This window comes from Micromonospora sp. WMMD723, from assembly GCF_049863385.1.
Lineage (GTDB): Bacteria > Actinomycetota > Actinomycetes > Mycobacteriales > Micromonosporaceae > Micromonospora > Micromonospora wenchangensis.
In genome coordinates this window covers 7,102,523-7,124,835 of record NZ_JBMKNR010000001.1, presented here as the reverse complement: position 1 = coordinate 7,124,835, position 22,313 = coordinate 7,102,523, and the positions used below count along the sequence as shown (strand labels likewise).

At 73.8% G+C, this 22,313-nt stretch carries 22 protein-coding genes; 12 read left to right on the top strand and 10 right to left on the bottom strand.

What is annotated here, in order from left to right; translation table 11 throughout:
• Positions 1 to 8: 8 nt before the first annotated feature.
• The 5 genes from ACN261_RS30695 (at position 9) to ACN261_RS30675 (ending at position 4,703) form a co-directional block, all read left to right on the top strand.
• Positions 9 to 1,313 carry a cysteine desulfurase gene (locus ACN261_RS30695; protein WP_425853489.1) on the top strand — a complete coding sequence of 435 codons (1,305 nt, stop codon included), beginning with the start codon at positions 9 to 11 and terminating at the stop codon, positions 1,311 to 1,313.
• On the top strand, positions 1,313 to 1,789 hold the full coding sequence (sufU, locus tag ACN261_RS30690) for a Fe-S cluster assembly sulfur transfer protein SufU (protein ID WP_425853488.1): 477 nt from the start codon (positions 1,313 to 1,315) through the stop codon (positions 1,787 to 1,789). The genes ACN261_RS30695 and sufU overlap by 1 nt, the downstream gene beginning before the upstream one ends.
• 62 nt (positions 1,790 to 1,851) lie before the next feature.
• Positions 1,852 to 2,340 carry a metal-sulfur cluster assembly factor gene (locus ACN261_RS30685; protein WP_425853669.1) on the top strand — a complete coding sequence of 163 codons (489 nt, stop codon included), beginning with the start codon at positions 1,852 to 1,854 and terminating at the stop codon, positions 2,338 to 2,340.
• Between the two features lie 580 nt (positions 2,341 to 2,920).
• Positions 2,921 to 3,799 carry a LysE family transporter gene (locus tag ACN261_RS30680; RefSeq protein WP_421483323.1) on the top strand — a complete coding sequence of 293 codons (879 nt, stop codon included), beginning with the start codon at positions 2,921 to 2,923 and terminating at the stop codon, positions 3,797 to 3,799.
• Between the two features lie 238 nt (positions 3,800 to 4,037).
• Complete coding sequence (locus ACN261_RS30675; protein ID WP_425853487.1) at positions 4,038 to 4,703, top strand: acVLRF1 family peptidyl-tRNA hydrolase; 666 nt, start codon at positions 4,038 to 4,040, stop codon at positions 4,701 to 4,703.
• 172 nt (positions 4,704 to 4,875) lie between these two features.
• Here the strand turns inward: ACN261_RS30675 and ypfJ are convergent, their stop codons facing one another.
• Positions 4,876 to 5,790 (bottom strand): KPN_02809 family neutral zinc metallopeptidase, encoded by a 915-nt coding sequence (ypfJ, locus tag ACN261_RS30670; RefSeq protein ID WP_421483319.1) that lies wholly within the window; start codon positions 5,788 to 5,790, stop codon positions 4,876 to 4,878.
• A 246-nt stretch (positions 5,791 to 6,036) separates the two neighbouring features.
• On the opposite strand from ypfJ, the gene ACN261_RS30665 reads away from it, so the two are divergent.
• The gene (locus ACN261_RS30665) at positions 6,037 to 7,641 is read left to right on the top strand and encodes an ABC-F family ATP-binding cassette domain-containing protein (RefSeq protein WP_204926107.1); all 1,605 of its coding nucleotides are present in this window, start codon (positions 6,037 to 6,039) and stop codon (positions 7,639 to 7,641) included.
• Positions 7,642 to 7,738: 97 nt separating this feature from the next.
• Here ACN261_RS30665 and ACN261_RS30660 read toward each other — a convergent pair whose 3' ends face one another.
• A complete protein-coding gene (locus ACN261_RS30660; RefSeq protein WP_421483318.1) occupies positions 7,739 to 8,341 on the bottom strand; it encodes a cadmium resistance transporter in 603 nt (200 codons plus the stop codon).
• Between the two features lie 202 nt (positions 8,342 to 8,543).
• Between ACN261_RS30660 and ACN261_RS30655 the strand changes: the two genes are divergently transcribed.
• The 3 genes from ACN261_RS30655 (at position 8,544) to ACN261_RS30645 (ending at position 11,695) form a co-directional block, all read left to right on the top strand.
• The gene (locus ACN261_RS30655; protein WP_007072022.1) at positions 8,544 to 8,771 is read left to right on the top strand and encodes a helix-turn-helix domain-containing protein; all 228 of its coding nucleotides are present in this window, start codon (positions 8,544 to 8,546) and stop codon (positions 8,769 to 8,771) included.
• Positions 8,772 to 8,814: 43 nt separating this feature from the next.
• Positions 8,815 to 9,582, top strand: coding sequence for an enoyl-CoA hydratase/isomerase family protein (locus tag ACN261_RS30650; RefSeq protein WP_204926108.1), 768 nt, complete (start codon positions 8,815 to 8,817; stop codon positions 9,580 to 9,582).
• 127 nt (positions 9,583 to 9,709) lie between these two features.
• The gene (locus ACN261_RS30645; protein WP_421486869.1) at positions 9,710 to 11,695 is read left to right on the top strand and encodes an ABC transporter ATP-binding protein; all 1,986 of its coding nucleotides are present in this window, start codon (positions 9,710 to 9,712) and stop codon (positions 11,693 to 11,695) included.
• A gap of 227 nt (positions 11,696 to 11,922) precedes the next feature.
• Here the strand turns inward: ACN261_RS30645 and ACN261_RS30640 are convergent, their stop codons facing one another.
• The 7 genes from ACN261_RS30640 to ACN261_RS30610 form a co-directional block, all read right to left on the bottom strand.
• Positions 11,923 to 12,360: a hypothetical protein gene (locus ACN261_RS30640; protein WP_421483316.1), complete on the bottom strand. Its 438-nt coding sequence runs from the start codon at positions 12,358 to 12,360 to the stop codon at positions 11,923 to 11,925.
• A gap of 213 nt (positions 12,361 to 12,573) precedes the next feature.
• Complete coding sequence (gene mug, locus ACN261_RS30635) at positions 12,574 to 13,209, bottom strand: G/U mismatch-specific DNA glycosylase (protein WP_421483315.1); 636 nt, start codon at positions 13,207 to 13,209, stop codon at positions 12,574 to 12,576.
• On the bottom strand, positions 13,206 to 13,958 hold the full coding sequence (locus ACN261_RS30630) for an SDR family oxidoreductase (protein WP_204926111.1): 753 nt from the start codon (positions 13,956 to 13,958) through the stop codon (positions 13,206 to 13,208). The genes mug and ACN261_RS30630 overlap by 4 nt, the downstream gene beginning before the upstream one ends.
• Before the next feature lie 49 nt (positions 13,959 to 14,007).
• A complete protein-coding gene (locus tag ACN261_RS30625) occupies positions 14,008 to 14,502 on the bottom strand; it encodes a hypothetical protein (RefSeq protein WP_425853486.1) in 495 nt (164 codons plus the stop codon).
• Complete coding sequence (locus ACN261_RS30620; RefSeq protein ID WP_425853485.1) at positions 14,499 to 15,317, bottom strand: DUF692 domain-containing protein; 819 nt, start codon at positions 15,315 to 15,317, stop codon at positions 14,499 to 14,501. The genes ACN261_RS30625 and ACN261_RS30620 overlap by 4 nt, the downstream gene beginning before the upstream one ends.
• On the bottom strand, positions 15,314 to 16,261 hold the full coding sequence (locus ACN261_RS30615) for a TIGR04222 domain-containing membrane protein (protein WP_421483313.1): 948 nt from the start codon (positions 16,259 to 16,261) through the stop codon (positions 15,314 to 15,316). The genes ACN261_RS30620 and ACN261_RS30615 overlap by 4 nt, the downstream gene beginning before the upstream one ends.
• A gap of 133 nt (positions 16,262 to 16,394) precedes the next feature.
• Positions 16,395 to 16,967 (bottom strand): TetR/AcrR family transcriptional regulator, encoded by a 573-nt coding sequence (locus tag ACN261_RS30610; RefSeq protein WP_204959124.1) that lies wholly within the window; start codon positions 16,965 to 16,967, stop codon positions 16,395 to 16,397.
• 231 nt (positions 16,968 to 17,198) lie between these two features.
• On the opposite strand from ACN261_RS30610, the gene ACN261_RS30605 reads away from it, so the two are divergent.
• Entirely contained in the window at positions 17,199 to 17,846 is a 648-nt protein-coding gene (locus ACN261_RS30605; RefSeq protein WP_204926116.1) for an HAD family hydrolase, read from the top strand.
• Positions 17,847 to 18,001: 155 nt separating this feature from the next.
• Positions 18,002 to 18,931: a serine protein kinase RIO gene (locus ACN261_RS30600; RefSeq protein ID WP_425853484.1), complete on the top strand. Its 930-nt coding sequence runs from the start codon at positions 18,002 to 18,004 to the stop codon at positions 18,929 to 18,931.
• Between the two features lie 50 nt (positions 18,932 to 18,981).
• Here the strand turns inward: ACN261_RS30600 and ACN261_RS30595 are convergent, their stop codons facing one another.
• Entirely contained in the window at positions 18,982 to 19,230 is a 249-nt protein-coding gene (locus tag ACN261_RS30595) for a DUF2630 family protein (RefSeq protein ID WP_088645025.1), read from the bottom strand.
• Positions 19,231 to 19,505: 275 nt separating this feature from the next.
• On the opposite strand from ACN261_RS30595, the gene ACN261_RS30590 reads away from it, so the two are divergent.
• The gene (locus ACN261_RS30590; RefSeq protein WP_425853483.1) at positions 19,506 to 22,313 is read left to right on the top strand and encodes a nitrate- and nitrite sensing domain-containing protein; all 2,808 of its coding nucleotides are present in this window, start codon (positions 19,506 to 19,508) and stop codon (positions 22,311 to 22,313) included.

The following is a 22,313-nucleotide window of genomic DNA, read 5'->3' as shown; positions in this document are numbered from 1 at the left end:
CCGCTGAGATGACCACCATCGCCATCCCGGACGGGATGCCGCAGTACGACGACGTGCCGCGCTTCGACGTGGCCGCGGTGCGGGCCGACTTCCCGATCCTCGACCGGGAGGTCAACGGGCACCGGCTGGTCTACCTCGACAGCGCCAACACCTCGCACAAGCCACGCCAGGTGCTCGACGTGCTCGCCGGGCACTACGCGATGCACAACGCCAACGTGTCGCGCTCGGTGCACACCCTGGGCACCGAGGCGACCGAGGCGTACGAGGGGGCGCGGGCGAAGATCGCCGCGTTCGTCAACGCGCCGAGCGTCGACGAGGTGGTGTTCGCCAAGAACTCCACCGAGGCGATCAACGTGGTGGCGTACGCGTTCTCCAACGCCTCGCTGCGCGCCGACGCCGACGAGCGGTTCCGGCTCGGCCCCGGCGACGAGATCGTGATCTCCGAGATGGAGCACCACTCGAACATCGTCCCGTGGCAGTTGCTGGCCGAGCGGACCGGCGCGACGCTGCGCTGGTTCCCGGTCACCGACACCGGCCGGCTGGATGAGTCGGGGCTGACGGACCTGGTCACCGAGCGGACGAAGATCGTCGCGCTGGTGCACACCTCCAACATCCTCGGCACGGTCAACGCCACCGCCCGGATCACCGAACGGGTCCGCCAGGTGGGTGCGCTGCTGTTGCTCGACTGCTCGCAGTCGGTGCCGCACCAGCCGATCGACGTGGTCGACCTGGACGCCGACTTCATCGTGTTCACCGGGCACAAGATGTGCGGGCCGACCGGCATCGGCGTGCTGTGGGGGCGGGGCGAGCTGCTCGCCGCGATGCCCCCGGTCATGGGCGGCGGCTCGATGATCGAGACGGTGTCGATGGCCCGGTCCACGTTCGCCGCGCCGCCGGCCCGGTTCGAGGCGGGCACCCCGCCGATCGCCGAGGCCGTCGCGCTCGGCGCGGCGGTCGACTACCTCACCGGCGTCGGGATGCGGGCGATCCAGTGGCACGAGAAGGAGCTGACCGCGTACGCGCTGGATGCGCTCGCGACCGTGCCGGGCCTGCGGATCTTCGGCCCGACGGTGCCGGTGGGCCGGGGCGGCACCATCTCGTTCGCGCTCGGCGACGTGCACCCGCACGACGTCGGGCAGGTCCTCGACTCGCTCGGCGTGCAGGTGCGGGTGGGCCACCACTGCGCCAAGCCGGTCTGCACCCGGTTCGGGGTGCCGGCGATGACCCGGGCGTCGTTCTACCTGTACACCACCACGGAGGAGATCGACGCCCTGGTCGCCGGTCTCGAACAGGTGCGGAGGATCTTCGACTGATGCAGCTGGACCAGCTCTACCAGGAGATCATCCTGGACCACTACAAGCGCCCGCAGGGGCGTGGGCTGCGCGAAGCCGACCGCCCCGACGCCGAGGTGGGCGAGGCGCACCACGTCAACCCGACCTGCGGCGACGAGGTCACCGTACGGGTGGCCGCCGTCGGCGACATCGTGGTGGACATCTCGTACGACGGTGCGGGCTGTTCGATCAGTCAGGCGTCGGCGAGCGTGCTGTACGACCGGCTCTCCGGTCGGTGCGCGGGGGAGATCGCCGTCGTGCACGCGGGGTTCGTGGCGTTGATGTCCGGCCGTGGCCAGGTCACGCCGGACGAGGAACTACTCGGTGACGGGGTGGCCTTCGCGGGTGTCGCCCGCTACCCGGCCCGGGTCAAGTGCGCGCTGCTGCCGTGGATGGCGTTCAAGGACGCCGCGGCACGCGCGGGGGTGGGCGTGAGCCCGACGGAGGTGGAGGCATGAGCGAGAACACCGCTACCGCGGCGACGCCGGAGACCGGTGACGCCAGCACGACGACCGACGCGGTGACGCCGCCGGCCACCAACGGTGCCGCCGGCCCGGCGGACGCCGCCGCGACCCCGGCCGCCGGTACCCCGGCTGCCGACGGCGTCGCCGGGTCCCCGGTCGCCGACGGTGTCGCCGGGTCCCCGGCCGTCGACGGTCCGGCGGAGGCCGCGTCGAGCGGCAGCCGGGCGGCCCTCGCCGACATCGAGGAGGCGATGAAGGACGTCGTCGACCCCGAACTCGGCATCAACGTGGTCGACCTCGGCCTGGTGTACGGCGTGCACGTGGACGACCAGAACGTCGCCACCCTGGACATGACGCTGACCTCGGCGGCCTGCCCGCTCACCGACGTGATCGAGGACCAGGCCCGGCAGGCGTTGACCACCGGCCCCGGCGGGGGACTGGTCGACGACATCCGGATCAACTGGGTCTGGCTGCCGCCGTGGGGACCGGACAAGATCACTGACGAGGGACGGGACCAGCTCCGCTCCCTCGGCTTCAACGTCTGACCTCCGGTCCGACCGCGCGGGCGCGGCACCCACCCCGGGTGCCGCGCCCGCAGTCGTTCACCCGCCCCAACCCCCCTGCCGCGCCCCTGGCCCGGGCTCTGGTCCTGGTCCTGGTTCGGGTCTGAGCCTTGGTCCGGGTCCGGTCCTGGTTCGGGTGCGAGCCTTGGCCTGGGTCCGGGTCCGGGTCCGGGTCCGGTCCTGGTTCGGGTCCGAGCCCTGGCCTGGGTCCTGGTCCGGTTCGGGTCCGGGTTCGGCCCGGGTCCGGGTTCGGCCCGGGTCCGGGTTCGGCCCGGGTCCGGGTTCGGCCCGGGTCCGGGTCCGGGTTCGGCCGGGGGCCGGGCGGGGTGATCGACTCAACGGGGGCGACACAGGGGTATCCGGGCCCGCTGATACCGCTGCTTCGTCCCCGTTGAGTCGATCAGCGCGGTGGCCGGACAATCCGGTGGCGGGGTGTCGGGTGCGGAGCCGATGATGGGCCGGTGATCGAGACGTACCCGGTGCAGGGACCTGTCCGCGCGAGCACCACCGCGCGCCGACAGCAGGCCCGTCCGGGGCGCGGCTCGGCCCGTCACCGCTCGTCGTGACCGCCGCCTTCCTGGCCGGGCTGGTGGCCGGCTACGGGGTCGCCGTCCCGGTCGGTGCGATCGCGGTGCTCATCCTCGGGCTCAGCGCCCGTACCTCGTTGCGGGTGGGTGCGGCTGCCGCGTTCGGTGTCGCCACCGCCGACGGGCTCTACGCCGCCGTGGCGGTACTCGGGGGTGCGGCGGTGGCCGCCGTGGTCGCCCCGGTCGCCCCGGTCGCCGGGCCGTTGCGGGTGGTGGCGGCGGTGGTGCTGCTGGCGCTCGCCGTCCACGGCGGCTGGCGGACCTGGCGCTCCCGACCGCCGTCGGGCGGGTCGGGGTCGGCTGGACCGGAGCCGCACGGTCCGGGATCGGGTGGGTTCAAGCCGGGTGGGCTGGAGCTGGGTGGGTCGGAGCCGGGTGGGTTCAAGCCGGGTGGGCTGGAGCCGGGTGGGCAGGAGCCGGATGGGCTGGAGTCGGAGTCGGAGTCGGGTGGGTCGGAGTCGGGGCAGTCGGGTCGGGGCGGTCCCGGGCCGGGGTCGGGCAGGCCGCAGCCTGGTCGTCTGAGGTCGGGCGGGTCGGAACCGGCTCGGGGGATGGACACGCCGGGGCGCGCGTTCGTCGGGGTGTTGGCGTTGACCCTGCTCAACCCAGCCACGGTGGTCTACTTCGCGGCGCTGGTCCTCGGTCGTGCCGACGCTGCGCGGGCGGCACCGGCGGCCGCCGCGCTGTTCGTCCTCGGGGCCTTCGTCGCCTCGGCGAGCTGGCAGTTGCTGATCGCCGGGAGCGGCACCCTGGTCGGCCGGGTGCTGGCCGGCCCGCGTGGTCGACTGGTGACCGGCCTGCTGTCCAGCCTGATCATCGCCGCCCTCGCCGTCGCCATGCTGGTCGTGCGGTGAGCGGCCCTCACGCCGGCCGCATCGTCCCCACCTGCTCCGACGGTGTCCGTGTCGTCCCCACCTGCTCCGACGGTGTCCGTGTCGTCCCAGCCCGCTCTGACGGTGTCCATGTCGTTCCCGCCTGCTCCCATGATGTCCGTGTCGTTGCCGCCCGCTCTGACGGCGTCCGCCCGCCGGGCTGCCGTCGTGCGGTGGGTCGCCCGCCGGGCCGCCGTCCACGGTGCCGTACGGTCGGGTGATGAGCAGTCGACCCGCGGCCGGTGGCGGCCGGTGGATCGAGGTCGATCCGACCCGCGTCGCCCGCTGGGTGGAGGGTTTCGCCGACCGGCACGGCCCGCCCGTCGTCTCCCCGCAGGGGTACGGCCTGCTGCTCACCGCCGCCGACGGGGCGACCGCGGAACTGCACCTCCCGCCGGGCGGCGGCACCGGGGCGGCGACCGGGCAGGTCGACGACGTGCCCGGGTTCGTCGAGATCGCCGTCGCACCCCACCGGCTCGGGCTGCTGCTCGCCCGCAAGGGCGCGGTGGCGGTCGGGGTGGCACTCGGTACCGAGCTGCTGGTCTCCAAGGTGGACACCCGGTACGTGCAGGGCCGCACCGCCGCCGGCGGCTGGTCGCAGCAGCGGTTCGCCAGGCGGCGGGACAACCAGGCCAGGGCGGCCCTGGGCGACGCGGCGGTACTGGCCGTACGACTGCTGCTGCCGGAGGCGGCGACGCTGGCGGCGCTGGTCTGCGGCGGTGACCGGCGGGCCGTCGACACGGTCCTGGCCGACCGGCGGTTGGCCCCGCTCGCCGGGCTGCGGGCCGAGCGGCTGCTCGACGTGCCCGAACCCCGGCACGCGGTGCTGGTCGGCGCGATCGCCGCCGCCCGCGCGGTGCACGTCCTGGTCCGCGACCCGGCCTGACACCGGCCTACACCTCGGCCGCAGCGGCGAGACCCTGAACGGCGACGACCCTGAACGGCGACGGGCACCGAACGGCGACGGGCACCGAACGGCGACGGCACCGCCGGAAACGACGGCGGCGGCCGGGGGGCATGTGCGCCCGCCGACCGCCGCGGCCTGCGACCGGTGCCGGTCAGAGGCTGCCGCCGAAGGTGTCGCAGGACTTCGGGTCACCGGTGGTGTAGCCCTTGGTGAACCACTGCTTGCGCTGCTCGGAGGAGCCGTGGGTGAACTCCTCCGGGTTGACCGGGCGGTTGGCCCGCTTGGAGATGGCGTCGTCGCCGATCTTCTCGGCGGTGTCGATCGCCTGCGCGATGTCCTGCTCGGTGATGCTCTTGAAGATCTTCTGGCCCTGCTCGTCGGCGGTGCCGGTGGCGTTCTTGGCCCACGCGCCGGCGTAGCAGTCGGCCTGGAGTTCCAGCTTGACCGAGAGCGCGTTGGCGTTGCCCGGGTCCCGCTGCTGCTGGCGGCGCATCTGTGCCTCGGTGCCGAGCAGGTCCTGCACGTGGTGGCCGTACTCGTGGGCCAGCACGTACGGCTGGGCGAACTCACCCTCGGCACCGAGCTGGTCGGCGAGGGTCTGGTAGAAGGTCAGGTCGATGTAGACCAGGTCGTCGGCGGGGCAGTAGAACGGCCCGACGCCGGAGTCGGCCTGGCCGCAGCCGGTGTTGACGCCCTGGCTGAAGAAGACGGTCTTGGACGGCTGGTACTGCTGGCCGAACCGCTCGGGCAGGGCGGTGCGCCAGTACGCCTGGATCGAGTTGACGTAGAGGGTGTTGCGGCAGTCCAGTTGCTTGAGCGCGTCGTCGGCGGAGCACTTCTGGGTGAGTTCGGTGTTGTCGCCGGTCTCGGACCCGCCGCCGGTCATGGCGTTGAGCCCGAAACCGCCGCCCACCAGGGCCACCAGCACGGCGATGATCAGCCCGACGATGCCGCCGCGTCCGCCGCCGCCCGGGATCGGGATCGGGATGCCCCCGCCACCCCCGCCGGACCCTCGCCGGTCGTCCACCTGGCCGGTGTCGATCCGCGCGTTCTCGTTCAGCTCCATGTTGACCCCGATCACCGATTCGTCACGTCTGAGGGTTGCGGTACCGGACCGGGTCCGGACGGCGTTTTCGGTACCCGATGATCTTGTACGGTAATCCGGGCGGTGTGCGTCGGGCCGCCCGGTACACTTGTCGGGTGCTGCGCTGCGAAGGCTGAACCGCCCCGCGCCGACGGGAACCACTGACCCGCCGGCGCTTTCGCGTGCCCTGAGTCAGCCCTTCCAGACCCCCGAGAGCGAGTACCGGAAATGATCAGTGTCACCGGCCTGGAACTGCGCGCCGGCTCCCGGATCCTCCTGTCCGACACCACCCTGCGGGTGCAGCCCGGTGACCGGATCGGACTGGTCGGCCGCAACGGCGCCGGCAAGACCACGACCCTCAAGGTACTGGCCGGCGAGGGGCAGCCGTACGCCGGGCAGATCGACAGGCGCAGCGCCATCGGCTACCTGCCGCAGGACCCACGCACCGGCGACCTGGAGGTCACCGGCCGGGACCGGGTGCTCTCCGCCCGGGGGCTGGACGTGCTGATGGCCCAGATGAAGGAGATCGAGCAGCAACTCGCCGACGGCGTCGACGACAAGCTCGTCCGCCGCTACGGCGCGCTGGAGGACCAGTTCGCCTCGCTGGGCGGGTACGCCGCCGAGGCCGAGGCCGCCCGGATCTGCGCCAACCTGGGGCTGCCCGACCGGGCCCTCGCGCAGACCATCGGCACCCTCTCCGGCGGTCAGCGTCGCCGCATCGAACTGGCCCGCATCCTGTTCCGCGACGCGGGGGAGAACGGCGGCGGCATCCTGCTGCTCGACGAGCCCACCAACCACCTCGACGCCGACTCGATCACCTGGCTGCGCGGCTTCCTCGCCAACCACAAGGGCGGGCTGATCGTGATCTCCCACGACGGTTCGCTGCTGGAGTCGGTGGTCAACAAGGTCTGGTTCCTCGACGCCACCCGCTCCGTGGTCGACGTCTACAACCTGGGCTGGAAGGCGTACCTGGCGGCGCGGGAGACCGACGAGCGTCGTCGCCGCCGGGAACGGGCCAACGCCGAGAAGAAGGCCGGCGCCCTGATGGCGCAGGCGGACAAGATGCGGGCCAAGGCCACCAAGACCGTCGCCGCGCAGAACATGGCCCGCCGGGCCGAGAAGCTGATCTCCGGGCTGGAGGAGGTACGGGTCTCCGACAAGGTGGCGAAGGTCCGGTTCCCCAACCCCGCGCCGTGCGGTAAGACCCCACTGACCGCGACCGGCCTGTCCAAGTCGTACGGCTCGCTGGAGATCTTCACGGACGTGAACGTCGCGGTGGACCGCGGCTCCCGGGTGGCGATCCTCGGGCTCAACGGTGCCGGCAAGACCACGCTGCTGCGGATGCTCGGCGGCCTGCTCCCGCCGGACACCGGCGAGGTGCACGCCGGGCACGGCCTGCGGCTGGGCTACTACGCCCAGGAGCACGAGACGCTGGACGTGGAACGCACGGTGCTGGAGAACATGCGGGCGGCGGCGATCGAGCAGTCCGACACCGACCTCCGCAAGATCCTCGGTGCCTTCCTGTTCTCCGGCGAGGACGTGAACAAGCCCGCCGGGGTGCTCTCCGGTGGCGAGAAGACCCGGCTCGCCCTGTCGACCCTGGTCTGCTCCGGCGCGAACGTGCTGCTGCTGGACGAGCCGACGAACAACCTCGACCCGGTCAGCCGGGAGCAGGTGCTCGACGCCATCGCCAACTACCCCGGCGCGATCGTGCTGGTCACCCACGACCCGGGCGCGGTGCTCGCGCTCAAGCCCGACCGGGCCATCCTGCTCCCCGACGGCGACGAGGACGCCTGGAGCGACGACCTCCTGGAACTGGTCGAGCTGGCCTGACCCGACCCCGACCCCGCCCGCGACGGCCGGCGGGGTCGGCTGCCCGCGACGGCCGGCGGGGTCGGCTGCGGCCGGTGGTCCACGGTCCGGCCGGTGGTCAGCGGGCGAGGTCGGCCAGCCGACCGAGGACGCCCGAGCCGACCAGGATCACCAGGCCGATGGCGACGAAGACGACCGGGACCAGCCAGTGCCCGGCCCGGCCGACCAGGTGGACCACCCGGGGGTGCCCGCCGAGCAGTGCGGCGGCACCGCACCAGACGGCGACCAGGAGCGCGAAGACCAGCAGGTAGACCAGCCCGGTGGCCGGGTCGAGGGCGCGGAACACCGGGACGTAGACGGCGATGTTGTCGGCGCCGTTGGCGACCGTCACCCCGGCGACCCCGAGCAGTCCGCCGACCACGGGCGGTGGCGAGTCGTCGTCGGTGCGGGCCAGCAGCGCCCGGACCCCGAGCGCGACCGGCAGCAGCCCGAGCAGGCCGGTCCACGGATCCGGTACCACCAGCAGACCGGCGGCGACCACCAGGGCGGCCGTGACGAGGGTGGCGATGCCGAGGTACTGACCGGTGACGATCTGCCACGGGCGGGGTCGTCCCACACTGCGGGCGGCCACGAAGAGTACGGTCAGCACCACGATGTCGTCGAGGTTGGTGGCGGCGAAGACGGCCGCCGCGCCACTCACGTCGCCCAGCAGGTCGGTCACGACCGGCAGGCTACGGGCCGCCGACCAGGGCCGCCAGGGCGCGCTAGCAGCCGCCGGCCGAGTGCAGGGTCACTCTATCGGGTTGACGACACTGCATAGCGTGTCGGTTGGCGAAGAGTTGATATCTGGCGCATGATCGTTCGAGACGGTCTAATAGGTGGGACCGTATCGAACCGCACAGTCTGGGACGTGAGGAATCAGCATGGCAGCCACTGGCACAGCCACCAGCACTGAGAAGGGTCGCCGGATCGTCGGAGCCGAGCGTCAGACGCTCGCCAAGGACCTGGTAAAGCGGTACACCGGCGGGGAGAGCATCCGCGCGCTCGCCGCCTCGACCGGGCGATCCTACGGGTTCATCCACCGTGTGCTCACCGAGTCCGGTGTGCAGCTGCGGCAGCGCGGCGGCGCCCGGCGTCGCAAGAAGGCGTGACCCGCCCACCAGCGTCGTCCGTCAGCACGCCCCGGGCGGTCCGGTGACCGCCGAGACGACCGGGGTGCTACTGCACTGCGACGGGCCGGTCGCGACGGTCACGTTGTGCCGGCCCGACGTGCTCAACGCCCAGACCCCGGCGATGTGGCGCGCGATGAGCGACTTCTCCCGGGACCTGCCCGGCGACGTGCGCGTCGTGGTGGTACGCGGCGAGGGGCGGTCGTTCTCCGCCGGCCTCGACCTGTCGGTGGCCGGTGCCCAGGGGCCGGGTTCCTTCGCCGAGCTGTCCACCCTGCCCGAGCAGGAGTGCGCCGACCGGATCGCCGGTTACCAGCAGGGCTTCACCTGGCTGCACCGCCCTGACGTGATCTCGGTGGCTGCCGTGCAGGGTCACGCCATCGGCGCTGGCTTCCAGCTCGCGCTCGCCTGCGACCTGCGGGTCCTCGCCGAGGACGCGAAGCTGTCGATGGCCGAGGTCACCCTCGGTCTGGTCCCCGACCTGGCCGGCACGAAGCGGCTGGTCGAGCTGGTCGGCTACGCCCGCGCCCTGGAGTTGTGCGCCACCGGCCGGCGGATGGACGCCGCGGAGGCCGACCGGATCGGCCTGGCCAACCTGGTGGTGCCGAACGCCGAGTTGGATGCGGCGGTCGGTGACCTCACCGCCGGCCTGCTCGCCGGCAACCGGGACGCGGTGGTGGAGATCAAGGCGCTGCTCGCCGGTGCCGCCGGCCGCTCCCACACCGAGCAGCAGCGGGCCGAGCGTGAGGCGCAGACCCGCCGGCTGCGCGACCTGGCCGGCCGGGGCGAGTAGCCGGCCGGCGGTCGGTAAGGACTGCCCGGGAAGAGTCGGGTTACCGCCGAGGTTGTCGTAGGCGTGGGGAGAATCGACCCCGACGGTGCGTGCCGCCACGACACGGAGGTGACCGATGTCCAACCCGATGACGGGCGGCAACATGGCCGGCTGGAGCATGCTCCGGTCGATCCGCCACGGCGACGAGGTCTCCGCCCACCGGCTCAAGCGCGGCACCGCCAAGCGGATCATGGCGTTCGCCCAGCCCTACCGGCGGGACATCGTCATCTTCCTGGTGACCGTGGTGATCGCCGCCGTGATCGGGGTGGCCACCCCGGTGCTCGCCGGGCACGTGATCAACGCGATCAGCCGTGGCGGGCCGGAGGCCGGAGCCACGGTCGTGCGGTTCGCCCTGATCATCGGCGGTCTGGCCGTCGCCGACGCGGTCTTCTCCCTGGTCCAGCGTTGGTACTCGGCCCGCATCGGCGAGGGCATCATCCTCGACCTGCGTACCAGGGTCTACGACCACGTGCAGCGGATGCCGTTGCAGTTCTTCACCCGCACCCAGACCGGCGCCCTGGTCAGCCGGCTCAACAACGACGTGATGGGTGCCCAGCGGGCGTTCACCTCCACCCTGTCCGGGGTGGTCAGCAACGTCATCCAGCTGGTGCTCACCGCCGGGGTGATGTTCACCCTCTCCTGGCAGATCACCACTCTCTCGCTGATCCTGCTGCCGATCTTCGTGATCCCCGCCCGACGGGTGGGTCGGCGGCTGGCCGAGATCACCCGGGAGTCGTACAACCTCGACGCCAAGATGAACGCCACGATGACCGAGCGGTTCGGGGTGGCCGGGGCGCTGCTGGTCAAGCTGTTCGGCTCGCCCGGCGTGGAGGCGGGTCGGTTCGCCGCGCGGGCCGAGCGGGTCCGCGACATCGGCATCCAGTCGGCGATGTACTCCCGCACCTTCTTCGTGGCGATGCTGCTGGTCGCCTCGCTGGCCCAGGCGCTCACCTACGGGCTCGGCGGCTGGCTGGCGGTCAACGGCGCGGTCAGCGCCGGCACCGTGGTCACGCTCGCCCTGCTGCTCACCCGCCTCTACGGTCCGCTGACCGCGCTGTCCAACGTCCGGGTCGACGTGATGAGCGCCCTGGTCTCGTTCGACCGGGTCTTCGAGGTGCTCGACCTGCGCCCCGGCATCGAGGAGAAGCCCGACGCGGTGCCGGTGCCCGCCGGCGCCGGGCGGGTCGAGTTCCGCGACGTCCGGTTCCGCTACCCGGCCGCCGCCGACGTCTCGCTGGCGTCGCTGGAGGAGGTCGCCACCCTCGACCGGACGGCCGGCGAGCCGGTGCTCAAGGGGGTGTCCTTCCGGGTCGAGCCGGGGCAGATGGTGGCCCTGGTCGGGCCGTCGGGGGCGGGCAAGTCGACCCTGTCCATGCTGATCTCCCGGATCTACGACGTCACCGATGGCGAGGTGCGGGTCGGTGGGGTCGACGTCCGGGACGCCACCCTCGCCTCGCTGCGCGACGAGATCGGCGTGGTCACCCAGGACTCCCACCTGTTCCACGAGACGATCGCCGAGAACCTGCGGTACGCCAAGCCGGACGCCACCGACGACGAGATCTGGGCGGCGCTGGCCGGCGCCCAGGTGGCCGATCTGGTGCGCGCCCTGCCCGACGGGTTGGAGACGACCGTCGGTGAGCGCGGCTACCGCTTCTCCGGTGGGGAGAAGCAACGCATCGCCATCGCCCGACTGCTGCTCAAGGCCCCGTCGATCGTGATCCTCGACGAGGCCACCGCCCACCTCGACTCGGAGAGCGAAGCGGCGGTGCAACGGGCGCTGGCCGTGGCGCTGACCGGGCGGACGGCGCTGGTGATCGCGCACCGGCTCTCCACGGTCCGCGACGCCGACCAGATCCTCGTCCTCGACGACGGCCGGATCGTCGAGCGGGGGCGGCACGACGAGCTGGTCGCGGTGGGTGGGCTCTACGCCGAGCTGTACCGCACCCAGTTCGCGGTCGCCGACTCGCCCACGCCGTACCCGGATGCCGCCGAGCCGGCCGAGCCGATCGTCACCACCGTGCCCATGGGCACCTACGTCGCCCAGGAGGCGCGGCCCCCGGCCGTGGCCAACTGACCGTCCCCCGTCAGGGAGGCCGGTGGTGTCCGTGTGCACCGTCGGATGGTGGGGGCGCCGGTCGGCGGCGTGCCGTCGCCTGCGGTACGGGGCCGGGCCGGGGGAGCGGCCCCGACCTGGCCCCTATTCTGACGCAATTCCCACGTCGGTGCCGGGGGACGCGGGTCACCGGCTGGGTGGGCCGGTGCTCGGCAATTCGGTGCCCGTTCCGTCATGCCGCGCGCAACTCAGAAGTAGATCGTGCGGGCCTTCGTGTACGTCGTGTACTGGTTCCCCGGGTAGAACGTGGAACCGGACACCGTGACCTGGATGTTGGTGAATCCATAGGCGGAGACGAGATCGCCGGTGAAGGTCTCGCAGTTCTGGTAGTAGACGGTGTGCGCGGCGCTGGCGGTGCCGCCCTGGATGGTGACCCGGGCGCTCGGATAGGTGCTCTCCCCGCACAGCGTCACCGAGTAGCTCGCCTGGTTGCTGCCCGTCGTCCCGGTGATGGTTCCGGTGGCGGTGCCGAGGGACTGGCTGTTGTTGTAGCCACCCTTGACCGAGACGGTGAACGGTGCGGTGCCGGCCTGGGCGCTGACCGCGGGCAACATGGCCACTGCGGCGGCCCCGGCGGCGCCCGCGGCCAACAGGCGGACGAAGCGGGAAGAACGGACTTGTGACATAAGTGCTCCCGACGTGATGGGAAATGCGTTAACGGCGTGTGGCCGATTGCCTTCCAATGTTAGACCAACGTGAACTCGAAAGCACGCGCGAAATAAATACGCGTCAATTGCATCGGGACCCGTCGTGCGCAATTTATTGCCGTGATGTCGGCATTTACACGACACATCGTGAACGCGCGACGCGACGTACCGTGGGTGCGGGGACGGCGGCGGTCAGCCGGTGGGGGAGGGCGGGTGGCCGGTCACCGCGGCGCGCAGCTCGCCGAAGGCGTCCCCCAGGGTCTGCGGGGTGAAGTGGGCGTTCAGGCCGCTCGGGTTGGGCAGCACCCACAGCCGCGCGCCGGCCAGCGGCTCCGGCTGCGGGCCGAAGCCGGCCCGGGGCCGGGCGAACCCGATCCGGTACGCGGTCACCCCGACCACGGCCACCCAGGTCGGCCGGTAGCGGGTCACCTTGTCGGTCAGCGTCCGCGCGCCCGCCACCAGCTCCGCCGGGGTCAGCTCGTCCGCCCGGGCGCTGGCCCGCGCCACCATGTTGGTGATGCCCAGGCCGAACCCGGGCAGCGTGTCCTGCTCACTGGGGTGCAGTTGGCGTGGGGTGAAGCCGCCCCGGTGCAGGGCCGGCCAGAAGCGGTTGCCCGGCCGGGCGAAGTGCCAACCGGTGGCCGCCGACCACAGGCCCGGGTTGATCCCGACGAAGAGCACCGTCAGCCCGGGGCCGATCACGTCCGGGATGGTGCGGTCCGCCGCCGCGGCCAGCTCCGCCCGGTCCGGCCGCCGCACCGGTCCGGAGGTGGTGCGGACCGGTGCGGGGGTGGTCGCGGGTCCGGTCGAGCGGCGTCGCGGGGTCACAGGCTGCGCAGTGCGCCGCCGTCGACCGGCACGCTGACCCCGGTGACGTAGCCGGCGGCGGGGGAGAGCAGGAACGCGGCGACCCGCCCGAACTCCGCCGGATCGCCGATGCGGCGCAGCGGGATGCCGGCCTCCGCGGCGGCGCGGGCCGTCTCGTCGTCGCCGAGCAGCTCCCGGTTGCGGTCGGTCAGGAAGCGTCCGGGCAGCAGGCCCAGCACCCGTACGCCGCGCGGGCCGTGCTCGTCGGCCAGGTCCTTGGCCACCCCGGCGAGGCCGGGCCGCAGCCCGTTGGAGATGCCGAGGCCGGTGATCGGGGTACGGGCCGAGGTGGACAGCACCAGCCCGATCGCGCCGCCCTCGGTGAGCGCGGCGGCCACCGTCCGGGCCGTCCGCACGGTGCCCAGGAAGACCGTCTCGAAGGACTCCCGCCACTGCGCGTCGCTGACCTGGGCGGCGGTGCCGGCGGGCGGCCCACCCACCGAGACGAGCGCCCCGTCGAGCCGGCCGAAGTGCTCCCGGGCGGCGATCACCAGCCGCTCGGGCAGGCTCGGGTCGGCCAGGTCGGCGACGAGGCCGATGGCGTGCTCGGGCCCACCCAGCAGGTCGACCGCCCCGGCGACCCGCTCCGGCGTCCGGGCCGACAGGACCACCCGTGCCCCGTCGGCGACCAGGCACCGTGCGGTCGCGAAGCCGAGCCCCCGGGACGCGCCGGTCAACACGTACACCCGATCGGTGAGTCCGAGATCCATGCCACCGATCCTGCCGTATCCGGCGGTGGTCGGCGCGGCGGGCCGGCGGTCAGCGGCGGGTGGAGCGCAGCAGGCGTACCCGGCCGGCGAGCTGGAGGGCGACGGCGTCGCCGCTGCGGGCCAGGGCCGGCAACCGGCGGCGGCGGGGCGGACGCCTGCCGTCGTAGCGGTGGGCGGCCTCGCGGGCGGCCAGCTCCTGCGCGCCGAGCGCAGGGAGGGCGCCCCGGTCGCGCAGCGTGCGGGCGAGGTCCCACCCGTCGCGCAGCGACCCGGCGGTGGGCCGGCCGGCTGCCCAGCCGGCGAAGGTGGCCGGCCAGGCGTCGCCGAGCCCGGCGGCGAGCAGCGGCCAGTGGCGGGCGACCTCCCCGGCCCGCTTGCGCAGCAGCGCCCGCCGGGCGGCGTCGACCCGGTCGGTGGCGAAGCCGGCGGGCAGCGGAGCCCCCGCGACCAGGGCGGCGACCAGCGCGGCCTGGCGGGCGGCCAGCCCCGCCGGTCCGGAGGCACCGGGCGGCGGGGCCGACCCGACGGGGTGTGTCGGGCTCACGTGACCACCGGGTGGCCGGCGGCGGTGGCGAGGGCGTCCAGCTCGGCCCGCAGCACGTCGGCGGGCGGGTAGTGGCCGTCGCGTTCCAGCAGCAGGGGCGGCGGCCGGCGGCCGGCGGCCAGCGCGCCGACCAGCTCCAGCACCTCGGTGGGCACCGGATCGGTGTGCGTGTCGTGGTAGAGCCCGCCGTGCTCGGCCCCGCCGGCCACGTGCACGTAGGCGATCCGTTCCAGCGGCAGCCGGTCCAGCAGGGCCTGCGGGTCCTGGCCCCGGTTGCGGGCGTTGGCGTAGACGTTGGCCACGTCGAGCAGCAGCTCCGCGTCGGTGGCGTCGAGGATCTCGGTGAGGAAGTCCGCCTCGTCCAGCTCGTCGTCGGGCCAGTCGAACAGCGCCGCGATCGGTTCCAACGCCAGCGGCACCGGCAGCTCCGCCCGGGCCCGCGCGACGTTCGCCGTCACCGCCGCCACCGCCTCCCGGGTGCGGGGCAGCGGCAGCAGGTGCCCGGCCTCCAGCCCGCCGGCCCGGACGAATGCGATGTGCTCGCTGACCAGTGGCGCGCCGACCAGCTCGGCCACCCGGGCCAGGTGCGTCACCCGGGCCGGGTCGACCGGCTCCGCGCCGCCGAGGGAGAGTCGCACCCCGTGCGGCACGACGGTGACGTCGCGCTCCCGCAGCGCGGCCAGCCCCGGTGGGAGGGGGCCGTCGGGGGCGAGCGACTCCGCCACCACCTCGACGAAACGCAGGCCGGGCAGCTCGGCGACGAAACCGGCGATCTCCGGCCGCCAGCCGATGCCCACCCCCTTCGGGCGGGTCATCCGCCGCACCCGCCACCGCCGCCGCATCCTCCGCCACCACCGCAGGAGCTGCCGCCCCCGCACGACGAGCCGCTGTCGCCCGACGAGGTGCTGCCGCCGCACGTGACACCCGTGGAACCGGTGTAGCCGCTGCCGCTGCCGGCGTTCAACGCCTGCCGCTGGATCTCGGCCTGCGCGGCGAAGCCGGGGTCGAGCGCGTAGAGGGAGACGGTGCCGAACAGGGCCACCCCCATCGCCGCGCCGGCCGGACCGTAGGTCGCGTAGGCCGGGGAGGCGTCGGGGGCGAGGTGGTGGTTGCTGCTGCGCAGCCGACGCATCATCACGTTCGCCGTCCTGGTCCGCCGGGGGGTGCGGGCCACCAGGGCGAAGGCCACCCCGAGCCCGGCCAGGGCGAGCAGCAGCCAGCCGACCGGCCGGCCGTTGACCAGCCCGGAGACCAGTCGCACCACACCCAGGGCCAGCAGCACCAGCAGCAGGTTCCGGCCGCGCCGCAGGGCCCGTACCCCGTCGGCGTCGATCAGCAGACCGCGCTGCTCCAACCCCTGCCGCAGCTCCTGCAGGGCGCGGGTCACCCCGGCGTTGCGGCGCAGCTCGCGGGCGGCGACCGACCGGCGGGCGGCGTGCCGGATCGCGTGGTCGAGCGGAGTGAGCCCGTGGGGTGCCGACTCGGTGGCGACCAACCGGCCGTTCGACTTGACGTCGATCGCGCCGGCGCCGCGCAGCCCACCCAGCGCCGCCCAGATGGCGAGCTGGTCGCCGCCGTTGAGGTAGGCGACCTGCTGCGGACCGAGCTGTTCGGCACCGACCGCGTCAGGTCCGGCGGCCGTGCGCCGCCGGTGCACCAGCACGCCGATCACGGCGACGACGGCCACCAGGAGGTAGAGCTTCAGGAAGAGCGGGCCGGGGATGCCCCAGGTGTCGCCCGCTGCGGCAAGGGTGTTCATGGGCTGCTCCTGTCGCGCGAGGGGGATCGCGGCCCCATTGTGGGACAGCCCCGCCACGCCGGCACGGCGGCGGTGGGCGAGTTACCGAGCCGAGACCTGCCCGCTCTCCCACGGCTGCCGCCCCGCGGCGGGGTCAGCGGCGGCGGACGGCCTCCTCGACCAGGTCCAGCACCGGCCCGAGATCGCCGGCGGGCCGGCCCATCGCCAGGTGCAGCACCAGACCGTCGTACGCCAGCTCCAGGAACTGGGCCAGCACGTCGATGTCGATGTCCTCGCGGAGCACCCCGGCCTCGCGTTGCCGCACGAGCCGGTCCCGGGTCGCCTCGGCGATGGCGGCCGACCGTTGCGCCCACCGGCTGGCGAACGCCGGGTCGGTACGCAGCCGGCGGGACACCTCCAGCTGGCTGCCCAGCCAGCCGGTGGTGTCCGGGGAGACCGCACGGGCGAGCAGGTCCCGCATCACCTGGACGAGGCCGTTGCGGGCCACCGTGGAGACCATCACGGCGGCGTCGTCCTCGGCGACGGCGAGGAAGAGCGAATCCTTGTCGCGGAAGTGGTGGAAGATGGCGCCCCGGGACAGCCCGGTGGCCTCCTCCAGCCGGCGCACGGTGGCTCCCTCGTAGCCGTGCCTGGCGAAACAGGCCCGGGCCGCGCCGAGGATCTCCTGGCGACGCGCGTCGAGCTGGTCCTGACTTACTCTGGGCACGGGTCGATCGTCGCAGGTGACCCAGCGCAAGGCAAACCGTACGTACGGCTTGCTATTGGCCCGTCACCTCGGAATGCCGGACGCGCGTCCGGTTAGGATCAGCCGGTGGCGACAGCCCCGGTCACCTCCCCCCACCCGCGCCCCGCACCCGCCCGACCCCGGCCACCCGACGGTCGACGGCGGGTGGTTCGACCCTGTCGGCGGCGGTCCCCTCTCCCGTAAGGTGCCTCAGTGCCGTTGCTCCTGCTCGACCTGGACAACACCCTGCTCGACCGGGCCGGGCCGTTCCGCGCCTGGGCCGAGGGTTTCCTGGCCGAGATCGGCGCGCCGGCCACCGACATCGACTGGCTGCTGTCCATCGACGCCGACGGCCTGACCGACCGGTGGGACATCGCCGACGCCATCCGGGACCGGTACGCGCTGCGCATCCCCTCCATCGACCTGGTCGAGGAACTGCACGACGGGGTGGTCGGCTACACCCGGCTGGATCCGCTGGTGGCCTGCGCGCTGCGGATCGCCGACGACGCGGGGTGGCTACCGGTGGTGGTCACCAACGGTTCGGTCCGGCTGGAGGACGCCAAGATCCGGCAGACCGGCCTGGACCGCTACGTCGCCGACTGGGTGATCTCCGAGGAGGCCGGGGTCAGCAAGCCCAACCCCCGGATCTTCGCGCTGGCCGCCCAGCGGGCCCGGCTGCCGCTGCGCGGCGCGTGGGTGGTGGGGGACAGCCCCGAGGCGGACATCGGCGGGGCCGCCGCGGTCGGCCTGCCCAGCGTCTGGCTGCACCGGGGCCGGAGCTGGACCGACACCCGGTTCGCCCCCACCCGTACCGTCGACTCGTTGATCGCGGCCGTCTCGGTGGTGCTCGCCGGCGGGTAAATCGGTTGTGCCCCGTGCGGGGCGTCGGCCAGCATGGGCCGGCGCGCACGCGCAGCCGGGCGGGGCCCGGTCGAGGAAGGGGGGTCGGTCATGACCGTCTTCGCAGGGTCGTACCACCTGCCTCCATCAGCCTCGATCAAGGGATCACCAGCACCGTGCGCGAACACGACCTCCCGGCGCCGCAGCGCCGTGGCCGCGGCAAGAGCCGCTTCGACGACGACGAGACACCCCTTCTGACGTACGGCCGGCAGCCGGCCGGCACCGCACCCCAGGACGAACCCGACCCCGAGCCGGAGGACCACTGGTCCTCCTGGGACCAGGCCGTGCACGGGCCCGAACCGCACCCGCCGTGGCTGGTCACCGAGCTGGCCGCCCGGGACACCGACCTCGGCGTGCTCAAGACCGGCAAGGAGGCGGACGTCCACCTCGTCCGCCGGGCGGTGCCCGACACCGACCGGTCCTGCCTGCTGGCGGTCAAGCGCTACCGCGACGCCCAGCACCGGCTCTTCCACCGTGACGCCGGCTACCTGGAGGGACGCCGGGTCCGCCGGTCCCGGGAGAACCGGGCGATGGCCGGCCGGACGGCGTTCGGCCGGCAGATGATCGCCGGCCAGTGGGCGGCGGCCGAGTTCGCCGCGCTGTCCCGGCTCTGGGAGGTCGGGGCGGAGTCCGGGCGGATCGCCGTGCCGTACCCGGTGCAACTGCTCGGCACCGAGCTGATGCTGGAGTTCGTCGGCGACCCCGACGAGGGGACCGCCGCACCCCGGCTGGCCCAGGTACGCCCCGACCCGGCCGAGCTGCGTTCCCTCTGGGAGCAACTGGTGGACGCCCTGATGGTGCTGGCCCGGGCCGGCTACGCCCACGGCGACCTGTCGCCGTACAACCTGCTGGTGCACGCGGGGCGGCTCGTCATGATCGACCTGCCGCAGGTGGTCGACGTGGTGGCCAACCCGCAGGGGCCGGAGTTCCTCGCCCGCGACGTGCGGGTGGTGGCGACCTGGTTCACCGCCCGGGGCCTGCCCGCCGCCGACACCGACCCGGCCGCCCTCACCGGGCTGCTGCTGCGGGAGGCGGGGATGCGCTGACGCGGCGACGCCCCCGGACGACCGACCGTCGTCCGGGGGCGTCGGGGGCGTCACTGGAGGTAACGCTCGACCTCCGACACCGGCCGGGCCCCCTGTGCCTCCGGGTCGCCGTGGGCCTCCCGGGCCGCCCGGCGGCGGCGCAGCAGGTCCCAGCACTGGTCCAGGGACTCCTCCAGCGCGCGCAGTTGTTCCTTGGCCTCGTCGTCGGTGCCGGATTCGTGGGCCTGGGCCGCCGACCGGAGCCGGTGCTCCTCGTCGACCAGTTCCGAGATCCGGTGCAGGATGCTCTTGTCGTCCATGCCCCTGAGCCTGGCACAGCGGGGTCGGCCGCGCCCGCGATCGGGGTCGGTCGTCCCGGTGACGGTCCCGTCCCACCCGCCGCCGGCCCGGCACCGCCGTCGGACCGGTACCATCCATGGTGGTCACCATCGCCTCCGACCTGCGGCACCGGCCCCGCCTCCATGATCAGCATGGCTTGAGCGATGGTGCTGCCGACTGCTAGCGTGCGCCGGGTTCAGGTGTGTCGTGACGCGTCGGGCGTCCGGCGGCCATGGTCCGGCCCGGGGGCGGTGTGATGGGTTCCGGCAGCACACGTCTGCGTACCAAAATCGTCGCCCTGCTCACCTCGCTCGTCGCGCTCTGGTCCTTCGCGGCCTGGGTGACCGTCCAGGACGGCTTCACCCTGCTGTTCGTGCAGACGCTCAACAGCCGGGTGGCCGACCCGGGCCAGGCGCTGCTCACCGCCCTGCAGGACGAACGTCGGCTCGCCAACGCCTACCTGGGCGAACGCGGCCAGCCGCAACTCGACGCCCTGACCGCCCAGTGGCAGCGCACCGACCTGGTGTCGGACGACTTCGGCACGTCGGTGGGCAGTTGGCAGGCCGAGCTGGCCACCGGGGAGGACACCCGCCGCCGGGTGGACGAGGTGCTGACCGGGCTCAGTGGTCTCACCGGCGTCCGGGAGTCGGTGCGCGACGCGGGGGTGAACCGGGCCGAGGCGTCGGCCGCGTACACCGCCATCCTCGCCGCGGTGCTGCGGATGTACGGCTCGCTCGGCCAGCTCGACGACCCGCGGATCGCCGCCGAGAGCGAGACCCTGGTCGACCTCTACCAGGTGCGGGAACTGATCTCCCAGCAGGACGCCCTGATCACCGGGGTGCTCGCGGCGGGCCGGATGACCGGCGACGAGTACGCCCGCTTCGCCCAACTGGTCGGCGCCCAGCGCTACCAGACCGCGGAGGCGGCCGGCGAGCTGTCCCCGGCCGACCGGGTCCGCTACGACCAACTCGCCGGCTCCGACGCGGTGGCCCGGTTCCGGGTGCTGGAGGACCGGGTGATCCAGCAGTCCCGGTCGGGGGCCACCCTGCCGTTGACCGCCCAGGAGTGGCAGTCGACCGTCGGTCCGGCGATGCAGGCCCAGGTGGACTTCGGGGTGACCATCAACGACGCGCTGATCGACCGGGCCACACCGGTCGCGGTGGGCGTCATCGTCCGGCTGGTGCTCGCCGCCGGCCTCGGCCTGATCGCCGTCGTCGCCTCCATCGTGGTGTCGATCAGCACCGCCCGGCACCTGGTCCGCCAGCTGGCCCGGCTGCGGGACGCCGCGCTGCGGCTGGCCCACGAGCGGCTGCCCGGGGTGGTGGACCGGCTCGGTCGGGGCGAGGACGTCGACGTGGCCCGCGAGGCCCCGCCCCTGGACTTCGGCGACGACGAGATCGGCCAGCTCGGGCGGGCGTTCAACGCCGTGCAGGAGACCGCCGTGCGGACGGCGGTGGAGCAGGCCGAGCTGCGCCGCAACGTCCGGGGGGTGTTCCTCAGCCTGGCCCGGCGGACCCAGGCGCTGGTGCACCGCCAGCTCACCCTGCTCGACGCGATGGAACGGCGCGAACACGACGCCGAGGAGCTGGAGGACCTGTTCCGGGTGGACCACCTGGCCACCCGGATGCGGCGCAACGCGGAGAACCTGATCGTGCTCTCCGGCGCCACCCCGGGCCGGGCCTGGCGGCGCAATGTGCCCATGGTGGACGTGGTGCGCGGCGCGGTCGCCGAGGTCGAGGACTACACCCGGGTGGACGTGCTGCCGCTCGGGCCGGTCGCGCTCGCCGGCCGGGCGGTCGGTGACGTGATCCACCTGCTCGCCGAGCTGATCGAGAACGGGCTGTCCTTCTCGCCGCCGAACACCACGGTGGAGGTGCGGGGTCGACCGGTGACCGCCGGGTACGCCATCGAGATCGAGGACCGTGGCCTGGGGCTGACCGGGGAGGAACTGGTCGCGGCGAACCGCCGGATCGTCGACCGTTCCGAGTTGAACCTGGCCGACGCCGCCCGCCTCGGCCTGTACGTGGTGAGCCGGCTGACCGAGCGGCACGGGGTGAAGGTGCAGCTCAAGGAGTCCGCCTACGGGGGCACGACCGCCGTGGTGCTGATCCCGTCGGAGCTGGTGGTGCCCGGTGACCCGAGCCCGTCCGGCGCCCAGCCGGTCCTCGCCGCCGGCCCGGCCACCGCCGTGCCGTCGCCCCTTGCGGCCCCGCCGCCGGCCACCGCGTCGCCGATGCCGGCCACCGCGCCGCCGCCGGCAGCCACCGCGTCGCCGACCACCGCGACAGCGCCGCCGGGCACCGCGACAGCGCCGCCGGCCACCGCGTCGCCGGCGGGTACGACCACCTCGTCGGCGGCCCCGTGGGCCGTCCCGCCGTCGGGCGCGGTGACCCCGGCCGGGCTGCCCGCCCGATCCCGCAAGCGTCCCCCGCGCCAGCCGGCCCCGGCCGCCGCCCCGCCGTCGGTCAGTGACGCGCTGCACGGGCCGACCGTCCCGACCGGCCTGCCGGTCACCGGTGTCCGACCGTCCACCCCGGAGCCTGCGGCCGGCGACCCACCGCCACCCGGTGACCGGGGGACGGCCCCGTCGGCCGATCCCGGACCCGCCCCGGCGACCACCGGCCCGACGGTCGCGGGCCTGTTCGGCACGGGTCCGGTCGGCACGGGTCCGGTCGACGCCGGCCCGGTCGACGCCGGCCCGGTCGACACCGGCCCGGCCACGGGCCGGTCGGGCGGCCCCCACCCGGCCGACCGGGCGACCGGGGACGGGCGGACGGCGGACGACGGCGTCGACCCGCCGTCGCCTACTGTGGAAGGGCCGGTGACCGACGCGGGCCTGCCGGTGCGGGTGCGCCAGGCGAACCTGGCACCCGGGCTGCGGGCCTCCCCGGGCACCGGGGAGACTGCGGCCGCAGGCACCCCACGGCGTGCCCCCGAGCAGGTGCGCCAACTGATGAGCGCCTACCAGTCGGGCACCCGACGCGGTCGCAGCGACGCGGCCCGGCTGCTGGAGGGCACCCGCGCCGGCGAACGGCCGGACGACGCGGACAACCCGGCGGGCTGA

What these genes read in the sequence shown, in the direction of transcription:
- ACN261_RS30675 (WP_425853487.1), top strand. Translation starts at nt 4,038, where the DNA reads ATGAGCAGTCGACCCGCGGCCGGTGGCGGCCGGTGGATCGAGGTCGAT.
- ACN261_RS30590 (WP_425853483.1), top strand. Translation starts at nt 19,506, where the DNA reads ATGGGTTCCGGCAGCACACGTCTGCGTACCAAAATCGTCGCCCTGCTC.
- ACN261_RS30615 (WP_421483313.1), bottom strand. Translation starts at nt 16,261, where the DNA reads ATGAACACCCTTGCCGCAGCGGGCGACACCTGGGGCATCCCCGGCCCG.
- ACN261_RS30655 (WP_007072022.1), top strand. Translation starts at nt 8,544, where the DNA reads ATGGCAGCCACTGGCACAGCCACCAGCACTGAGAAGGGTCGCCGGATC.
- ACN261_RS30640 (WP_421483316.1), bottom strand. Translation starts at nt 12,360, where the DNA reads ATGTCACAAGTCCGTTCTTCCCGCTTCGTCCGCCTGTTGGCCGCGGGC.
- ACN261_RS30645 (WP_421486869.1), top strand. Translation starts at nt 9,710, where the DNA reads ATGACGGGCGGCAACATGGCCGGCTGGAGCATGCTCCGGTCGATCCGC.
- ACN261_RS30665 (WP_204926107.1), top strand. Translation starts at nt 6,037, where the DNA reads ATGATCAGTGTCACCGGCCTGGAACTGCGCGCCGGCTCCCGGATCCTC.
- sufU (WP_425853488.1), top strand. Translation starts at nt 1,313, where the DNA reads ATGCAGCTGGACCAGCTCTACCAGGAGATCATCCTGGACCACTACAAG.
- ACN261_RS30695 (WP_425853489.1), top strand. Translation starts at nt 9, where the DNA reads ATGACCACCATCGCCATCCCGGACGGGATGCCGCAGTACGACGACGTG.
- ACN261_RS30630 (WP_204926111.1), bottom strand. Translation starts at nt 13,958, where the DNA reads ATGGATCTCGGACTCACCGATCGGGTGTACGTGTTGACCGGCGCGTCC.
- ypfJ (WP_421483319.1), bottom strand. Translation starts at nt 5,790, where the DNA reads ATGGAGCTGAACGAGAACGCGCGGATCGACACCGGCCAGGTGGACGAC.
- ACN261_RS30620 (WP_425853485.1), bottom strand. Translation starts at nt 15,317, where the DNA reads ATGACCCGCCCGAAGGGGGTGGGCATCGGCTGGCGGCCGGAGATCGCC.
- ACN261_RS30595 (WP_088645025.1), bottom strand. Translation starts at nt 19,230, where the DNA reads ATGGACGACAAGAGCATCCTGCACCGGATCTCGGAACTGGTCGACGAG.